This is a genomic window from Zestosphaera sp. (assembly GCA_038843015.1).
In the GTDB taxonomy this organism is placed as follows: Archaea; Thermoproteota; Thermoprotei_A; order Sulfolobales; family NBVN01; genus Zestomicrobium.
Map to the genome: position 1 here is coordinate 1 of JAWBSH010000009.1, position 13,738 is coordinate 13,738.

Sequence of the window (13,738 nt, forward strand, 5' to 3'; positions counted from 1 at the left end):
CGAGTAGTTACGGCTGTTTCATCATCAACTATAATAGAGGACTTGTTGCGTGAGTACGGCGTGGAGGTGGTGTGGGTTAGAGTGGGGAGTATAGTGATTGCTAGAACTATGCAGAGCTTGGGCGCTATGGCTGGTTTTGAGGAGAACGGGGGCTTTATGTATGCACCACATCAAATGGTGAGAGATGGGGCTATGACTACGGCATTAATGCTTGAGTTATTAAGTGCTGAAGGCGTCTCACTCAGCGAGTTGCATGATAGGCTACCTAGAAGACACTTGATAAAGACTAAGGTGCCATTGAGGGATAAGAGTCTAGTAAGCAACTTGGTAGAGAAGATTTTATTGAGTTATAGTGGCTACAGAAGCATAACTATAGATGGTGTGAAAATAATAGGACCTGATTTCTGGTTCTTAGTAAGACCTTCCGGGACAGAGCCTCTAGTCAGGATTTTCGTAGAGGCGAGTGATGAGAACAAAGCGAATGAAATTCTTAAGGACTTGCTAGGAATTACTAGTGAGGTATTAAAATGAGGTTTCCGTTACTAAATCTGCTCGCGTGTCCAATGTGTAAGAATTTTCCGCTGAAACTCTACGTAATAGAGAAAAAGACTTCACAGAAAGAATACGCTGTTGCTAGGCCTTTCTGTGATTACTACTGTGGTAAGCATGAGAAGTTAGTTAGTTCTTTAGACGTCAGCAAGTTAGAATGTGAACTCTGTGTTAAGGAAGATATTGTGAGTGGAGTTCTCTTATGTGAGAAATGTAGTCGGTGGTACCCGATAATAAACGGGATTCCGTTTATGTATCCAGATAATAGGAGGTCACACCCAAGAGTCAAATCTAGGGAGGAAGAGTTCCTCAAAAAATACATGGATTTGCTCCCTAGCGAGATTCGCGAGAAAATTAAGTAGTTGAGTTGCTCAGCGTCTGAACCTCCTCCTGCCTCTCGTAGTCCTAGCAGAAAATTCAGCTACTCTCTCCTCACTAAGTATCTTTTCCTTCAATTCGTCAACAGCCTTCAACAATTCGTTGAGTGTGCTTTCGTCTAATTTATTCTGTCCTAAGAATTCCTTGCCAGAACTCGTCAGCCTGAGCTTCCTCAACGCCGGCTCCGTTTCTACTAGCCCTAAATAAAGAAGTAATCGAATATCTTCACTTAACTCTTTACTACTGGGTATTTGATCTACTAACACGAAAGAATACTTAAACTTAGCATTCTTTTCTTTGATTAACGCGTATATTAGGCTGTTTAAGCTCCTCTCAGATATTACCTGGAGGTGGTCTATTATAGTGAGGAGCTTCAGCTTGTCAGGGTCTTTTTTAACGGCGTCTAATGTTGCCACAGGTCTAGCGATTATTCTTAACTCCTTAGACGTCGTGCTTGAGGTTTGCTGAGGCTTTTGCGGCATCTTGTATGCCCCTAAATGAAGTTAATCTAGCACTAATAAATCAGATTAGACCCTTATTATATTATTATTGGGGGTCAGAAAATGAGTGAGATTAGAGAAATAAAGAGTACTAGATCTGAGATAGTCTTGAGTCTCCACAGTCACATAAGGGGTCTTGGGCTGGACTCTAACATGGAGCCCAAGCCCGTGGCGGGGGGCTTAGTAGGGCAGATTGAAGCGAGAAAAGCTGCTGGTGTGGTGGTTGATCTTATAAGACAGGGTAAGATGACTGGTAAGGGAATCTTATTTGTTGGTCCTCCGGGCACCGGGAAGACCGCGCTTGCTGTGGCTATAGCTAGGGAGCTAGGCGAGGATACCCCGTTCGTTGCTATAGATGGTGCCGAGATTTACTCTGCCGAGATAAAGAAGACTGAGGTGCTCATGCGGGCTGTACGTAAAGCTATAGGTGTCAAGGTTAGGGAGCTCAGGAAAGTTTATGAGGGTGTAGTTAAGAATATAAAGATAGGATTCGTGAAGCATCCGTTTAACCCGTATGCCAGAATACCTGGTGAAGCTAGAATAACTCTTGAGACAAAAGATGACTCAATAACTATATCGGTAGGTGAGGAAATAACTAGTCAGTTAGTTCAGCTCAGGATCAAGAGAGGAGACCACATATGGATAGATGCGGAGACAGGCATAGTACACAAGGTAGGTCGCGTGAAGGGGGTTGAGGAAGCTAAGTACTATGATATAGACTCAACGCGTATTGAAGAAGAAATGCCTTCAGGACCTGTGAAGAGAGATAAAGAGATAGTGCGTGTATTCACGTTTAACGACCTCGACCTATATGTTGCTAGCCAGAGATTCTCTATAACTTCTTTATTCGGAGTTGAACTAGAGAAAGAAATCGATGAAGACGTGAGGAAATCAGTCAATTCTATGGTTAAGAAGTGGCTTGAGGAGGGTAAGGGTGAGATAGTGCCCGGCGTCCTCTTCATAGATGACGCACACCTTCTAGACCTCGAGGCATTCTCTTTCTTAACTAAGGTTTTAGAGTCTGAGTTCTCGCCGATACTGATACTAGCTACTAACAGAGGAGTTACTAGGATAAGAGGGACTGACATTGAAGCACCCCACGGCATACCTCTAGACTTACTAGACAGACTGCTGATAATTCCTGTGAAACCGTACACTAGAGAAGAAATAAAGCAGATAATACTTATAAGAGCAGAGGAAGAGGAAGTCCAGCTAAGTAAGGAGGGTCTTGAGCGCTTAGCAGATATAGGCGCCAATCATAGCCTCAGGTACGCTGTCCAGCTACTCAGACCTGCTTATATAATAGCCGAGCGCAGAAAACACCAAGAGATAACACCTGAAGACATAGAGGAGGCATCAAAACTCTTCATAGACACTAAGCAGAGTGTGAAGTTGATAAAACAGTTTGAAGAACAATTCATGAAGTAGCAGCCGTTTCTTCCTCATCCTCTAGGTAAGTTAACAAAACCGGGTTATCTATTTCTACCACCTCACCTTTCCCTGATTCCTCGCCCTCGCTCACAAGTAAAGTAATTATTAAGTAGCTACCGATCTTGGACGCCTTGACTTTCTTGACCTTCATTTTAGTGAAGTTATCTAATTCATATCCTCCTAAACTATTTCGTAATTCGTTAACGTCATACTCTCGTCTTAAGCGTCCGCGGATTTTCGCGGCTACGTACTTGTCATAGCCCGTAATAGAGACTAATACTAGAATTAGAGTAGCCATCATCAAGAACAGGTCTAACATTACTCCCCCAACAATACCTCTACCTGCTTAATTGATTTTTAAGATATCAACCTAATTCTTCTTTAAGGAAATAATGAAGGAGGCTGGTGAGGAATCCTTGCTTGGTTGGTGTTTCTGAAATGACAGAAGATTACGTAGTTATCGAGGAGGGTAAGGCGAGAATTAAGGTGCCAAACCCTCTCAAGTACTTAAGACCTGATATGGTGTATGAACCTGCATGGGCGCCAGTCTTCTATAACCCAGCCCAGACACTGAATAGAGACGTTTCAGTTCTTGTGTTAAGTGCTTTACTCAGAACACAGGATTTTGAGAGACCTGTTAGAGTGGCCGACCCATTTTCAGGCACTGGTGTAAGAGCAGTGAGATACGCTGTTGAAGTGCCCGGTGTTGATGAAGTTTACGCTAACGATTTAGACCCTAAAGCTTTTGAGTTGATCAAGGAAAATGTTCGCATGAATAAAGTTCAGGATAGGGTGAGAGTCTTTAGAGGAGATGCTAACGCCATCCTCTACATGCTGAAGTCTTTAGGGTATTCTTTCGTCTTCGTAGACATAGACCCTTACGGGACTCCAGCACCATACGTTGATGCAGGTGTCTGGACCACCAGAAATAGTGGTGTTTTAGCTATTACAGCAACAGATACAGCCCCCCTAAGCGGGTCTAGACATTTAGCAGGGTCTAGAAGATATGACGTCAAACTACTCCCTAGCGACGTCGGTATTGAGGTCGGGCTACGTGTTTTATTAGGTTTCATAGCTAGGAGAGGAGCTACACATGACAGAGCGATAACGCCGTTACTCTCCTTCTACTCAGGCCACTACTACAGGGTATTCGTGAAAGTTTCTAGAGGAGCTATTAAAGCTAACGAAGTTCTTTCTAACCAGATACATTACCTCATGATATGTGATAAGTGTGGATTCAGAACATTTACTGATAAAGTGAGGGAAGAAATATGCTCCTTTTGTGGAAGCCCCGCAAAACTTATAGGACCTTTATGGGGAGGAGAACTATCTAATAACTCATTCCTTAAAATTCTCAAGGACTTGTTAAGCGAGTTTAGCTACCTACAGACACGTAATAAGATAGCAAAGCTATTAGAACTCCTTGAAAACGAGATAACGGAATTACCTGCTTACAACCTCATCACCTTGGCTAAATTCTTAAAAACTAACATACCGCCAGTCAAGACTGTCCTGGATTGTTTGAGGAGGGCAGGATTCAAGGCTAGCAGAACTCACCTAGCACCACAATATATTAGAACGAATGCCGATCAAGAAGCCTTACTGAAATGTGTGTCTGGCTAAGTACTCAGCAGAAGAGTGTTTTAATAAGCGATAAAGGGAAGGACCCACTATACTGTAGCAAATTTGGAGGGCGTTAGTCCGGGCTATGGTGGTGTATGATGTGCGGGAATTAAGATATTGATGCGTGAATATACCCACGTCAAACTTGTAAATTCTTGGAGTAGGATGTAGTTCACGTCAGGTCTGTACTGCTTTGAATTCTTGTCTATGATTAATTAGAGACCTTACTATCGTCGCTAATATCAGCAAATTCCTAGTTATTGCTAGCCACTGTGTTGGTGAGTCTATGGTCCATGGATTAAATCCTGTCTTTATTGGTATGATTCTCGATACTGCTGACCTGAGGGTTGAGTCTTCAAAGAATGCTACTATTAGAAAGAAGTTTGTTGTGTCTGCGACCACATATTTAAGCAGTTCTTTCTTGCCGAGCGTTAAGATAGCGATTGGCGAGATCATCAACATCATCTGAGGCGTGAATACGTAGTTTAGTGTTACTATAGACCCTACTGAAGCATAAGCCAGCGGAATCAGGTCTCTTGTTCCCTTGAGTGTCTGGATAGCTATTAGTGTTAGTGCTGTTAGCCCTGAGGCCATGAAGAAGTACTTGTGCAACGGGCTGAAAATATCCTGGACTAGTAGCGCGTAAACACAGTTCTCACAATACCAGCTCGCGTGATGATTTATGAAAGCGAAGAACCCCTCAACCGACACAACATACGTTAAGATGAAGGGTACTAGTCCTCCTACCAAGAAAGAAGTAAGGTATGATGCCAAGTTTCTTGCTGGTTGCTCATTTCTCACAACATTCTTCAGTAGGTGTGCAGTAAGGGGTATTAAGAGTCCTCCAGTCAGTATCTTACTAGCTACGGAAAGCCCTAGTAAGAATCCGGAAGCCTTGTAACTCTTTTTCAGAAAATAATATAGGGAACTTACTGCAAGACCAGCAGCTATCAAGTCCCAGTTGTAGGTAGTGTATAGTATTGTCGAGGGAAGAACTAGGAAGAGGATAGCCCTCCATGTGCCCAAATCACGTGAAGAAGCGATTTTCTTAATATAATATAGACATAAAGCCATGAAAGAAAATAGTATTAGTGACTGAAGCACGTAGTTTACAGACGAGGAAGTGCTGAAGAACTGGTCAGTAGTTACGGCTAGCTTGTCTGAAATAACAAAGGAAGTGCAAGTAGTTAAGAACCAGAAGAAGCCTACTACTGGCGGATACTCAAACCTGTAGTCTACGTAAGGGACAGGACACAAGCTGGTTCTACTTACTAAGTCTTCGAAAGACTTTGGTTTGAGCCAGTATCTAACTATTTGCTCTTGATTATTGATTAATCCGGAAGAGAACCTGACTGAGAACACTCCATAAACTATATCACTATATTTTAACCCAGTCAAACCCAGGAAAGTCTGTGTAAATGGTGCGTGAAGCAAGAAAGAAATAACAAAGACAGCATAGAGAATAAGGAAAGGGTTCGCTAAGGGCCTGAGTCTCTTAGAGATGTGGAATAACAGAACAATAGCTAGAGACGCGAGAATCAACACAAACAAAATAAGGGACTCACTCAACCCTTACCCAACCTCGCGAGCCTACATAATAGATGGCGCTAGCAATTAATATTTTCAACATGCTCGAGGTTTAGCTGTTCAAGAGCTATTTACAAGCTTTCTAAAGAGTATACCGCATTACTTAATCGTGAAAATATGTTTATGAGCAATAGGTTCTAGAGAGCCTAAATGATTAAAGGTTTTCTTGACTATATAATTCGGTGAATTTAGTGCTTGAATTAAGTGATGTGCTGATATGTGCGGAGAGATTTGAGGGGCTGGTTGCGAGATTTTATAGTGAGCTGAGTAAGAAGGTTGAGGACGAGTTCTTAAGCACGGTTTTTAAATGGGTTTCCGTAGAAAGTCTTAATCACGCAGAGTTAATGTCGAGTATACTCAAATTCCTAAATCTGCATTATGTAGAAGTTGATTGTTCTGCAGTTGTCGGGGAGCCTTGGGTTACTGTTATGGAATTATTTGAGAAGATAGTGAAAACCGATAAGGCTGATTCAAGAGTTGTTAGCGAGTTATTAGCTGGCATGAAAATCTTGGAGAAGTTTGTCGGTGAGGAGACTTACGGAAAGTTACTTTATCCACTTATAAAGAAGCTAATCATTGAAGCAAGTGAAAAGTCGAGAGATTTGAGGAGGATAGAGATATTATCTACTATAGTAGATGAGCTCATAGAAGAGGAGAAGTATCATGAGAAGCTAGCTGACTTGATTAGCGACTTACTTAAAGAATAAGAGGGTTTTAGTGACAGGAGGCATTTCTCATTAAGGCTTCTTCTATTGCGTTTATTCTCGTGCTAGAAGCTTCTACTGGTTGCTCGTCACAGTACCTAATTATTTGATCTCTGTTCTTGAGTAGTACTCTTGTTAAATCCTCACTACCTTGTAGAGCAGCAAGGATCTCATAAATCCAGTTCTCGTTTGGGAATGAAACTATGAGGATTAAGTGTAGGTTGCTGAACTCGTTTACTAGCCTTATGTAAAGCTGAGGATTTATATCAATAATTTTTTCTGGTTCTTCTTCTATCGAACGTATAACGGCATTAATTGCTTGCGCAGTGCCTGGAAACTTGCTCGAGATAACGTGTGAGATTCTTCTTGAGATGCACGTGAGGAGCTCACTCATGTTACTACCCAAAAATTCTTCTCTAAGAACAGCATTACTTAAAAAGTCGTTCCTTAAGAAGTGATAGGGAGTAATTTTTAACTACATCTTTTAAAAATGCTTGGGTGGTGTTTTATTGCCGAGTAAAGTTGAGGATTACCCAAAGCACATAGCTCAAAACAGCGATAAAAGCTCTAAAATCAACTTCGAGGTTGTTCATATATGGACGTATAAGTATCTGTTGATGAGAATAACTGAGATTGGAGAAGAGCACGGTATCAGAGTGGAGTTTGTCAGCGAAGAGAATACATCCACTATCTGCCCACTATGTATAGTGAAGAACCAAGACCACAGAAGAGTATACAGAGGATTATTCAAGTGCTACAAACACAGCAAAGTATTCAACGCAGACCTAGTTGGAGCATACAATATTCTATTCAAAACAAAAACCATACCCCCGAGCCCCACTCTACACGGGGTAGGGGTAACGCGCCTGAGACCGAGCGCAGAGCTAAACCCGGCGATAGCCGGGAATGTAGCTCCAAACCTCCCCGAAACCCTCGCCCTTCAGGGCGGGGAGGAGGTCAGAATATTGGGAGATACTATCTAGGTAATTAGGGTTTTAAGTCTATTTAATTCGTCTATCAAGACATCTATGTCTTCCCTGCTATTGTAGATGTGGGTAGATACTCTGATTCCTGAGGCTCCTCTATAAGATACTACCACACCTCTCTTGCTGAGTTCCTCAACTAACTTGAGTTCTCTATTCTTGTTCAGTCCGGTCTTGACTAAAGTTATGCCCGACAATGCCTCTGGTCATCGCTGAGGCCGTAAATCGCGTAGCCCTCACTACTTAGCTTCTTGTGCAAGTACTTCTTAACACGCATTATGTGATTCTCGATATTCTCGATACCTAAATTATTTATGAGGTGTGTTGCTTCATACAAAGAAGCAATCAGCATGTAAGGTCTTCCACCACCGTTTCTCGGTAGATGGCTGTTCATAGTTTTCATGCTCTTTTATATCTAGCCTCCCGGCCATCTACTTCTCAACGGCTTCCTTCTTCCCCCGCCCCGCCTGCGGGAGTGTGTCTCCAGCGGTTGCCCGTGGTTCACCCGGCTCCCTGCAGTGAAGCAGGGTGCACCTAGAGTCCCTCTCGCCAAGCTCATCGAGTTCATCCCTACATCAAGACCATCATCTACGTAAAGACTTATAAGCATGAGCACCGCTTCGTAATAGAGAAGTACGGCTTAGACAGGCACACAACATCAGCATACCTCATAACACTCAAATACCTCCAGAACGAAGACCACGAACAATCACAAAGCACATAAACAACACAAGAAAATAACAAAAAGAAAACAGCCCCTTTCTATTCTCGTTCAATCCGCTGGCAACATCCCTAAAATATGAGAGCAGTAGTTGGTCACGTCATCGTTAAGACATCATTATGTAGTTCCAGACAGTTATAGACCGGAAAGTCTATTAATCACCGTAAAGTACTTAGTAAACGAGTGTCTCTACTGATGACTTAAGCAAAATAAAATCTTACGCACGAGGGCCATCTTTTTGTTACGATTGTTTGTTTTCAAATGGGTAAAGCTTATAAGTTTTGAAAGCTCCTATATACACGGGTACTCAACTCTTGATAAAGAGGATTAAGTCAATACTTAGCGAACCACATATCTATCTGTCGATCATTTTAGCAACTCTAGTAATTGGTTCTGTATCTATCTCGTCATCCATTACTAGCACTGTCCACAGCGGTCTTGGCTTGTACGTTAACCTTAACCTTTATGAGATCGATACTGAGAATCACAGAGTTGTTGATATAACAGAAGTACTAGAAAGACAGAATATCTCCATGTATGTCGAGGTTAACGCCATTGCCCCGCCTCGCTTCGAGGGGGATGTGGTAACTCTACATTGGTCTTACTCTAGAGCTTCTAGAAAATTCTTTATTCCACTCAAGAACTGGATAGCAGTAGCTAGGGATTGGGTCTCAACAATCGAATCTAGGGGAGGTGATGTGAGAAATACATATTCCGGGTTAATCTTAAGAATTATAATATTTAATGAAGCTTCTCGTGAAGTCTTTTTCCAGTTCTACGACTCTATCTCCTATATCCCCTACGAGATAGCTAGTGGGAAGTCGTTAGCTATAACAATCCATGCGATAAGGAACTCCGCAAAGGCATCATATTTAGAAACAAGCTACGTCCAAAATCTAGTGAGAGTAGGTTTTCACGTAGTTGAGACCAATGCAAGTTACTCGCCCTATACCATCATTAGGGTTCCAGTCTTGAGAGTTACGCCAGAAAATCTCACTTCACAACTCCCTAGTAGTTACTTCAAGAACGTTAACGGTAAACTCTATGTTAAGACTCCGATCATGATAGTGCGCAACGACCTTAATGAAAACAACACTAGCGGCACTATAGGTATGAGTATAAATATTGGTGTGGGAACTGCTAGAACAGGTGTTTACCCAACCTTCACTGTAGGAGTAGACATATTTAGCAAGATAAACAACGGGATAGTGCCTTCTGTAACTTTATGGAAGGGCTCTGGATTCACGTGGGGCGGGACTTCATATTATTTCGGGTATAACCACATAGTTCCTCCTAACACTGCTCGATGGATTTGGGTCTGGGCTAGACCAGTATATACAGTGTATAACACCTATAATTGTGGTCCATTCAATTGTGTTCCGTGGTATGATGAGGTTGAGGCCATTATTGCGGACATATTAACTGAGGGGTCTACGATTCTTGGAGGGAGTGAGAGTGGACTCCCTCACCAATCACTAATAAATATGTTATTTAACGGGACTACACTAAAGCGTCTCATTATTCCGGGCACTCACTTAAGTAATGGAGACCTAGAACCGGGCGAGTATGTCGCCTTAGAACAAATATTCAACTACTACGACACATGTGATGCCGACTTCGAAGTAGGTATACCGGTCGGGGCTATAACAGCTCTCGCGTGCGGCGCGCTCGGTACTCCTGTAGCAGGAGCTGCTTGCTCAGCATTCTTGTCAAGATTTGGAGTCTCATTATCAATGGAAGGGGGCTCAGCATTTGTTACAGGCAATCTAGTTAATCAAGGCGATATACCAGAAATTCCTAATGACCATAACGTTCTTGAGTTAATTGACGTAGCTTTTAGTAAATTTAGGTATAAGGTAGACCCACCGTGGTGGTGCTGGTGGTGTTCTCCGTGCTATTACAACGTGACAATCGGGATATACTTCAGTTGCAAGTAGTAAATGGTACTACAACTACCCTATTCATAGAAGTAATGAAATTTAGTGTGTTCTGCTCTTAACAAAAACTGACTCATATTTAATGCTTCTATATCTTTCGGAACTAATATTGCCAAGGTTTAGGATTAAGTTTAAGATATTATGAGCGTCTATGTTTGTTTTAATGATAGGTGTCTCACTCGCTATGAAGTTGCTGTTTTGAGTGCTTTGAAGGTTCTGCTTTCAGCAAGGATTCTGTGAATGGTGTGTAGAGCGCGTGTATTAAGAACTTTACGTGTCTAAAAGCCTCGTCCTTTAGGGAGGGGAGGAGGTTAGTTGCTCGGTCCGGTTGAGGGTGAGGTTGAATCAGCTCTAGTGAATACTTATATGCGCTTTCCTTAACTCAAAATACTTTGCTAGAACGTTAATCTCGTCTTCTCCTAAGAACTTGCTAAGCACTATCCTGATTACTATCCCGCTACCGTAAATCCCAGGGCTCCCCTCAAAGAAATACGTCAAGTCATTACCCTTCTTATGAATCATGTCATTAATATCCATAATTATTCTTTCAGCAACCCACTGAGTAGGAATCCCGGCAATCACTATCTCCTTCTTATCCCTAAAAATCTGCACAAACACCCCCATTACTACCAACCATATAATAAAACAAAACAGAAATTAATATAACTAAGAAGAAAAACTCAACCTACATCAAGAAACGCCCCTTAATACGAGCCACATAAAACTAACACCGCTAATTAATAAGGATAATACCCCCTATCACTAAAACATGTAGAGGAAGATAAAAATCAACACCCCCACCCCTCTGTTTCCACTGGAGAAAACAAATAACTTAGAAATTCTTTTTTACTAAAATTTATGATCTCTATATATAGATCATCATACAAAATTATCTATAAATATGCAGTGATAGTATTGAGTTCAAATAATTTTATCAACATATTTTATGCAATTTTTGTATGATGATCTCTTTATATAGAATAATTTTAAATTAATTTTATTCTAATTATTTTAGTAGTTTCCAGTGGAAACAGAGGGGTGGGGGTTTCTAGTTTTGTTATGGTGGTTGTGGGTTTAGGTATTTTTGCTTGAAGGCTTTCTCTAGGTCTATTGAGAGTAGGTTGGCTAGCGATGCTAGCCATGCTAGCACGTCTGCTATTTCTTCTTCTTGTGCTTTCTTGTTTTGGTTTAGTATTGATTCTGCTAGTTCGCCTATTTCTTCTATAAGCCACGTGAATGTTGCGTATAGGCCTCTCTCGCGGTCTCTTTGTAAGTAATGCTTACTCATTAATTCTTGTATTTCTTTTAAGGTTATTTCTTGACGCATTTTCATCACTTTTCATGTGTTTTTTGTTTAAGGTTTATATTTAGTTTAGTATTATTTGTGTTGGTGTTGGGGGTGTCAAGCAAGAAAAAGAAGAGGACTTCCATGATGTCTGGTGCTGGGTTAGTTAGGTTCTTTGAGGAAGTTGAGGCTAAAGTAAGTATTTCTCCATACCAGTTAATCTTTATTGCTATATTATTTGCTGTGGCTGTGTTGGTGCTTGGTTACTTAGCACCAGTTCTTGTTCCTTAGAGGAATTGAGATCGTGTTTGAAAGTGGGAAAAAGTGGGATGGAAAGGAAACAGTGGGGTTACGCAGACTGCTCTCATATAAAATACTATAAAACTCCTCACCAATATCGTCATGAGTTGAGTGATGAGAAATGAGTAATACCTCCGAAAAAAGCGAGAGTCTCAACAAGAAGGTCTTTTACGGCAGAGTTAACTTAGAGAGCACTTATCTGGAATTCGAGGATATTAAGATAGTATTACACGAATACGGGGGTTTACTAAAGTACTCACGTGAGGGAAGGTCCCGCGTAGAGAAATACGTCGCGTACTCACCGGACACGTACCTCTTAATAAATCCTGTAGAGCCCGTCAACCTCCCCAAACCTCTAACAAACTTCATCTTACTAGAGTTTACTGAACCAGTTGTCATAGCACCCTCATCAACTGTGAAGACGTACTCTACATTCCCTATCGAGATAGGGGTTTTCATAATTAACGGGAAGAACTCAGAAATCTTAGATATCTTTAGTTTAACTAAGCAGAAGTACACGTTGTATGGGACGCCTAGAAGCGGTGTCGTGTGCAGGTACTGGCAGACTAGAGTCTCCACTGAATTACCTGAAACAGACTTACTTAGAGAGGGGGTTTTAAAACTCCAGATATCTAATAATTCTGAGTACTGGGTAACTATAAACAATCTAGTATTGAGCGTAAATGGCATGACAATATACTATGACGATAAACACGTCTCAACCTCAGCTCAAGTACTCGTCTTCTCGCAAGCACTTGCCGAGACTTCCTTCACGGACGAGCCCTTAAGAGAGGGGATGAGTAAATCTTTAACTATAAGAGGACAGAAGCGCCTACCAATAATTAAAGAGAGATTCGTTATGGAGTGGGGTCTGTGATGAGCTTAATAGATACTGTTATTTATGGTGACGTAACCCTACGAAATATCTTGGTATTCCTGATTTTAATGACTGTAACAGTTGTTTTAGCTAAGTTAATTACCATGGCTCTCAAGAGAGCACTCATAGATAAGATAAAGAGAAATTTGCTCGACATGATATTGAAAATCATCTACTACACTATAATAATCGTTGTCTTCATAGGCTCAACCCCACTACTAGGTATCAACTTGTCTGGACTTCTTCTAGCAGGAGGTATTACAGGAATAATAATAGGGTTCGCTCTCCAGAACGTAGTAGCTAACTTAGTCTCAGGCATCTTCCTAGCCATAGAAAGACCTGTGAGAATAGGTGACGGCATCTCACTAGGTAGCGTGACTGGAGTAGTTGAAGACGTGAATATCTTCTCCACCATAATAAGGACTTACGACGGGTTGTTCGTCAGAGTACCTAACTCAGCAGTCTTCACATCAAACATAACTAACTACACAGCACATGTTGCCAGGAGGTTTGAGTACGTCATAGGCATAAGTTACGGGGATGATGCGAAGAAAGCCATAGAAGTAATCAAGAAAGTAATTGAAGAACACCCACTAGCACTCAAGAGACCCGAACCTCAAGTCTTCGTTGATAACTTAGGCGAGAGTTCAGTCAACATAATAATTCGTGTGTGGGCGCCATCACAAGAATGGTACACGGTGAAAATGGACCTATTATGGGAAATAAAAAGAAAACTTGAAGAAAACGGCATAAGCATACCTTTCCCACAAAGAGTAGTCTGGTTTGCTAATAACCTTCGACTAGAAAATAAAAATACAGACAAGACATGAGCACGTTGTCCCGACCTTAAGAAGTCTCCTACT

General features: G+C 41.5%; 19 protein-coding genes. 10 read left to right on the forward strand and 9 right to left on the reverse strand.

Annotated features, from left to right (window positions below):
* On the forward strand, positions 1-531 hold a 531-nt coding region (locus tag QXL29_06560; GenBank protein ID MEM2284254.1), incomplete at its 5' end, for a phosphoglucosamine mutase.
* Entirely contained in the window at positions 528-911 is a 384-nt protein-coding gene (locus tag QXL29_06565; GenBank protein ID MEM2284255.1) for a Trm112 family protein, read from the forward strand. The genes QXL29_06560 and QXL29_06565, both read left to right, overlap by 4 nt.
* A 9-nt stretch (positions 912-920) precedes the next feature.
* On the opposite strand, the gene QXL29_06570 is transcribed toward QXL29_06565, so the two are convergent.
* Positions 921-1,409 (reverse strand): hypothetical protein, encoded by a 489-nt coding sequence (locus QXL29_06570; protein ID MEM2284256.1) that lies wholly within the window; start codon positions 1,407-1,409, stop codon positions 921-923.
* Between the two features lie 81 nt (positions 1,410-1,490).
* Here QXL29_06570 and QXL29_06575 point away from each other — a divergent pair, with 81 nt between their 5' ends.
* On the forward strand, positions 1,491-2,855 hold the full coding sequence (locus QXL29_06575; GenBank protein MEM2284257.1) for a RuvB-like domain-containing protein: 1,365 nt from the start codon (positions 1,491-1,493) through the stop codon (positions 2,853-2,855).
* Here QXL29_06575 and QXL29_06580 read toward each other — a convergent pair.
* A complete protein-coding gene (locus QXL29_06580; protein ID MEM2284258.1) occupies positions 2,845-3,177 on the reverse strand; it encodes a hypothetical protein in 333 nt (110 codons plus the stop codon). The genes QXL29_06575 and QXL29_06580 overlap by 11 nt on opposite strands.
* Positions 3,178-3,263: 86 nt before the next feature.
* On the opposite strand from QXL29_06580, the gene QXL29_06585 reads away from it, so the two are divergent.
* Positions 3,264-4,481, forward strand: coding sequence for a tRNA (guanine(10)-N(2))-dimethyltransferase (locus QXL29_06585; protein ID MEM2284259.1), 1,218 nt, complete (start codon positions 3,264-3,266; stop codon positions 4,479-4,481).
* Between the two features lie 177 nt (positions 4,482-4,658).
* Here QXL29_06585 and QXL29_06590 read toward each other — a convergent pair whose 3' ends face one another.
* Positions 4,659-6,050: a hypothetical protein gene (locus QXL29_06590; protein MEM2284260.1), complete on the reverse strand. Its 1,392-nt coding sequence runs from the start codon at positions 6,048-6,050 to the stop codon at positions 4,659-4,661.
* A gap of 200 nt (positions 6,051-6,250) precedes the next feature.
* On the opposite strand from QXL29_06590, the gene QXL29_06595 reads away from it, so the two are divergent.
* Positions 6,251-6,775, forward strand: a complete 525-nt coding sequence (locus QXL29_06595) for a hypothetical protein (GenBank protein ID MEM2284261.1) — start codon at positions 6,251-6,253, stop codon at positions 6,773-6,775.
* 7 nt (positions 6,776-6,782) lie between these two features.
* On the opposite strand, the gene QXL29_06600 is transcribed toward QXL29_06595, so the two are convergent.
* Complete coding sequence (locus QXL29_06600) at positions 6,783-7,166, reverse strand: hypothetical protein (protein MEM2284262.1); 384 nt, start codon at positions 7,164-7,166, stop codon at positions 6,783-6,785.
* 115 nt (positions 7,167-7,281) lie between these two features.
* On the opposite strand from QXL29_06600, the gene QXL29_06605 reads away from it, so the two are divergent.
* Positions 7,282-7,755 (forward strand): zinc ribbon domain-containing protein, encoded by a 474-nt coding sequence (locus QXL29_06605; protein MEM2284263.1) that lies wholly within the window; start codon positions 7,282-7,284, stop codon positions 7,753-7,755.
* Here QXL29_06605 and QXL29_06610 read toward each other — a convergent pair.
* The 3 genes from QXL29_06610 to QXL29_06620 form a co-directional block, all read right to left on the reverse strand.
* Positions 7,752-7,952 carry a hypothetical protein gene (locus QXL29_06610; protein MEM2284264.1) on the reverse strand — a complete coding sequence of 67 codons (201 nt, stop codon included), beginning with the start codon at positions 7,950-7,952 and terminating at the stop codon, positions 7,752-7,754. The genes QXL29_06605 and QXL29_06610 overlap by 4 nt on opposite strands.
* Positions 7,940-8,107, reverse strand: a complete 168-nt coding sequence (locus QXL29_06615; GenBank protein ID MEM2284265.1) for a hypothetical protein — start codon at positions 8,105-8,107, stop codon at positions 7,940-7,942. The genes QXL29_06610 and QXL29_06615 overlap by 13 nt, the downstream gene beginning before the upstream one ends.
* A 63-nt stretch (positions 8,108-8,170) precedes the next feature.
* Positions 8,171-8,365 (reverse strand): hypothetical protein, encoded by a 195-nt coding sequence (locus QXL29_06620; GenBank protein ID MEM2284266.1) that lies wholly within the window; start codon positions 8,363-8,365, stop codon positions 8,171-8,173.
* Between the two features lie 425 nt (positions 8,366-8,790).
* On the opposite strand from QXL29_06620, the gene QXL29_06625 reads away from it, so the two are divergent.
* Positions 8,791-10,413: a hypothetical protein gene (locus QXL29_06625; protein MEM2284267.1), complete on the forward strand. Its 1,623-nt coding sequence runs from the start codon at positions 8,791-8,793 to the stop codon at positions 10,411-10,413.
* Positions 10,414-10,764: 351 nt separating this feature from the next.
* Here the strand turns inward: QXL29_06625 and QXL29_06630 are convergent, their stop codons facing one another.
* Positions 10,765-11,025: a hypothetical protein gene (locus QXL29_06630; GenBank protein MEM2284268.1), complete on the reverse strand. Its 261-nt coding sequence runs from the start codon at positions 11,023-11,025 to the stop codon at positions 10,765-10,767.
* A gap of 445 nt (positions 11,026-11,470) precedes the next feature.
* Positions 11,471-11,740, reverse strand: coding sequence for a MazG nucleotide pyrophosphohydrolase domain-containing protein (locus QXL29_06635; GenBank protein ID MEM2284269.1), 270 nt, complete (start codon positions 11,738-11,740; stop codon positions 11,471-11,473).
* A gap of 63 nt (positions 11,741-11,803) precedes the next feature.
* On the opposite strand from QXL29_06635, the gene QXL29_06640 reads away from it, so the two are divergent.
* From QXL29_06640 to QXL29_06650, 3 genes are all read left to right on the forward strand, one after another.
* Positions 11,804-11,989 carry a preprotein translocase subunit Sec61beta gene (locus tag QXL29_06640; protein ID MEM2284270.1) on the forward strand — a complete coding sequence of 62 codons (186 nt, stop codon included), beginning with the start codon at positions 11,804-11,806 and terminating at the stop codon, positions 11,987-11,989.
* A 130-nt stretch (positions 11,990-12,119) separates the two neighbouring features.
* On the forward strand, positions 12,120-12,875 hold the full coding sequence (locus QXL29_06645) for a DUF432 domain-containing protein (protein ID MEM2284271.1): 756 nt from the start codon (positions 12,120-12,122) through the stop codon (positions 12,873-12,875).
* Positions 12,875-13,705: a mechanosensitive ion channel family protein gene (locus QXL29_06650; protein MEM2284272.1), complete on the forward strand. Its 831-nt coding sequence runs from the start codon at positions 12,875-12,877 to the stop codon at positions 13,703-13,705. Before QXL29_06645 ends, QXL29_06650 begins: the two co-directional genes overlap by 1 nt.
* The last annotated feature ends 33 nt before the right edge of the window (positions 13,706-13,738 follow it).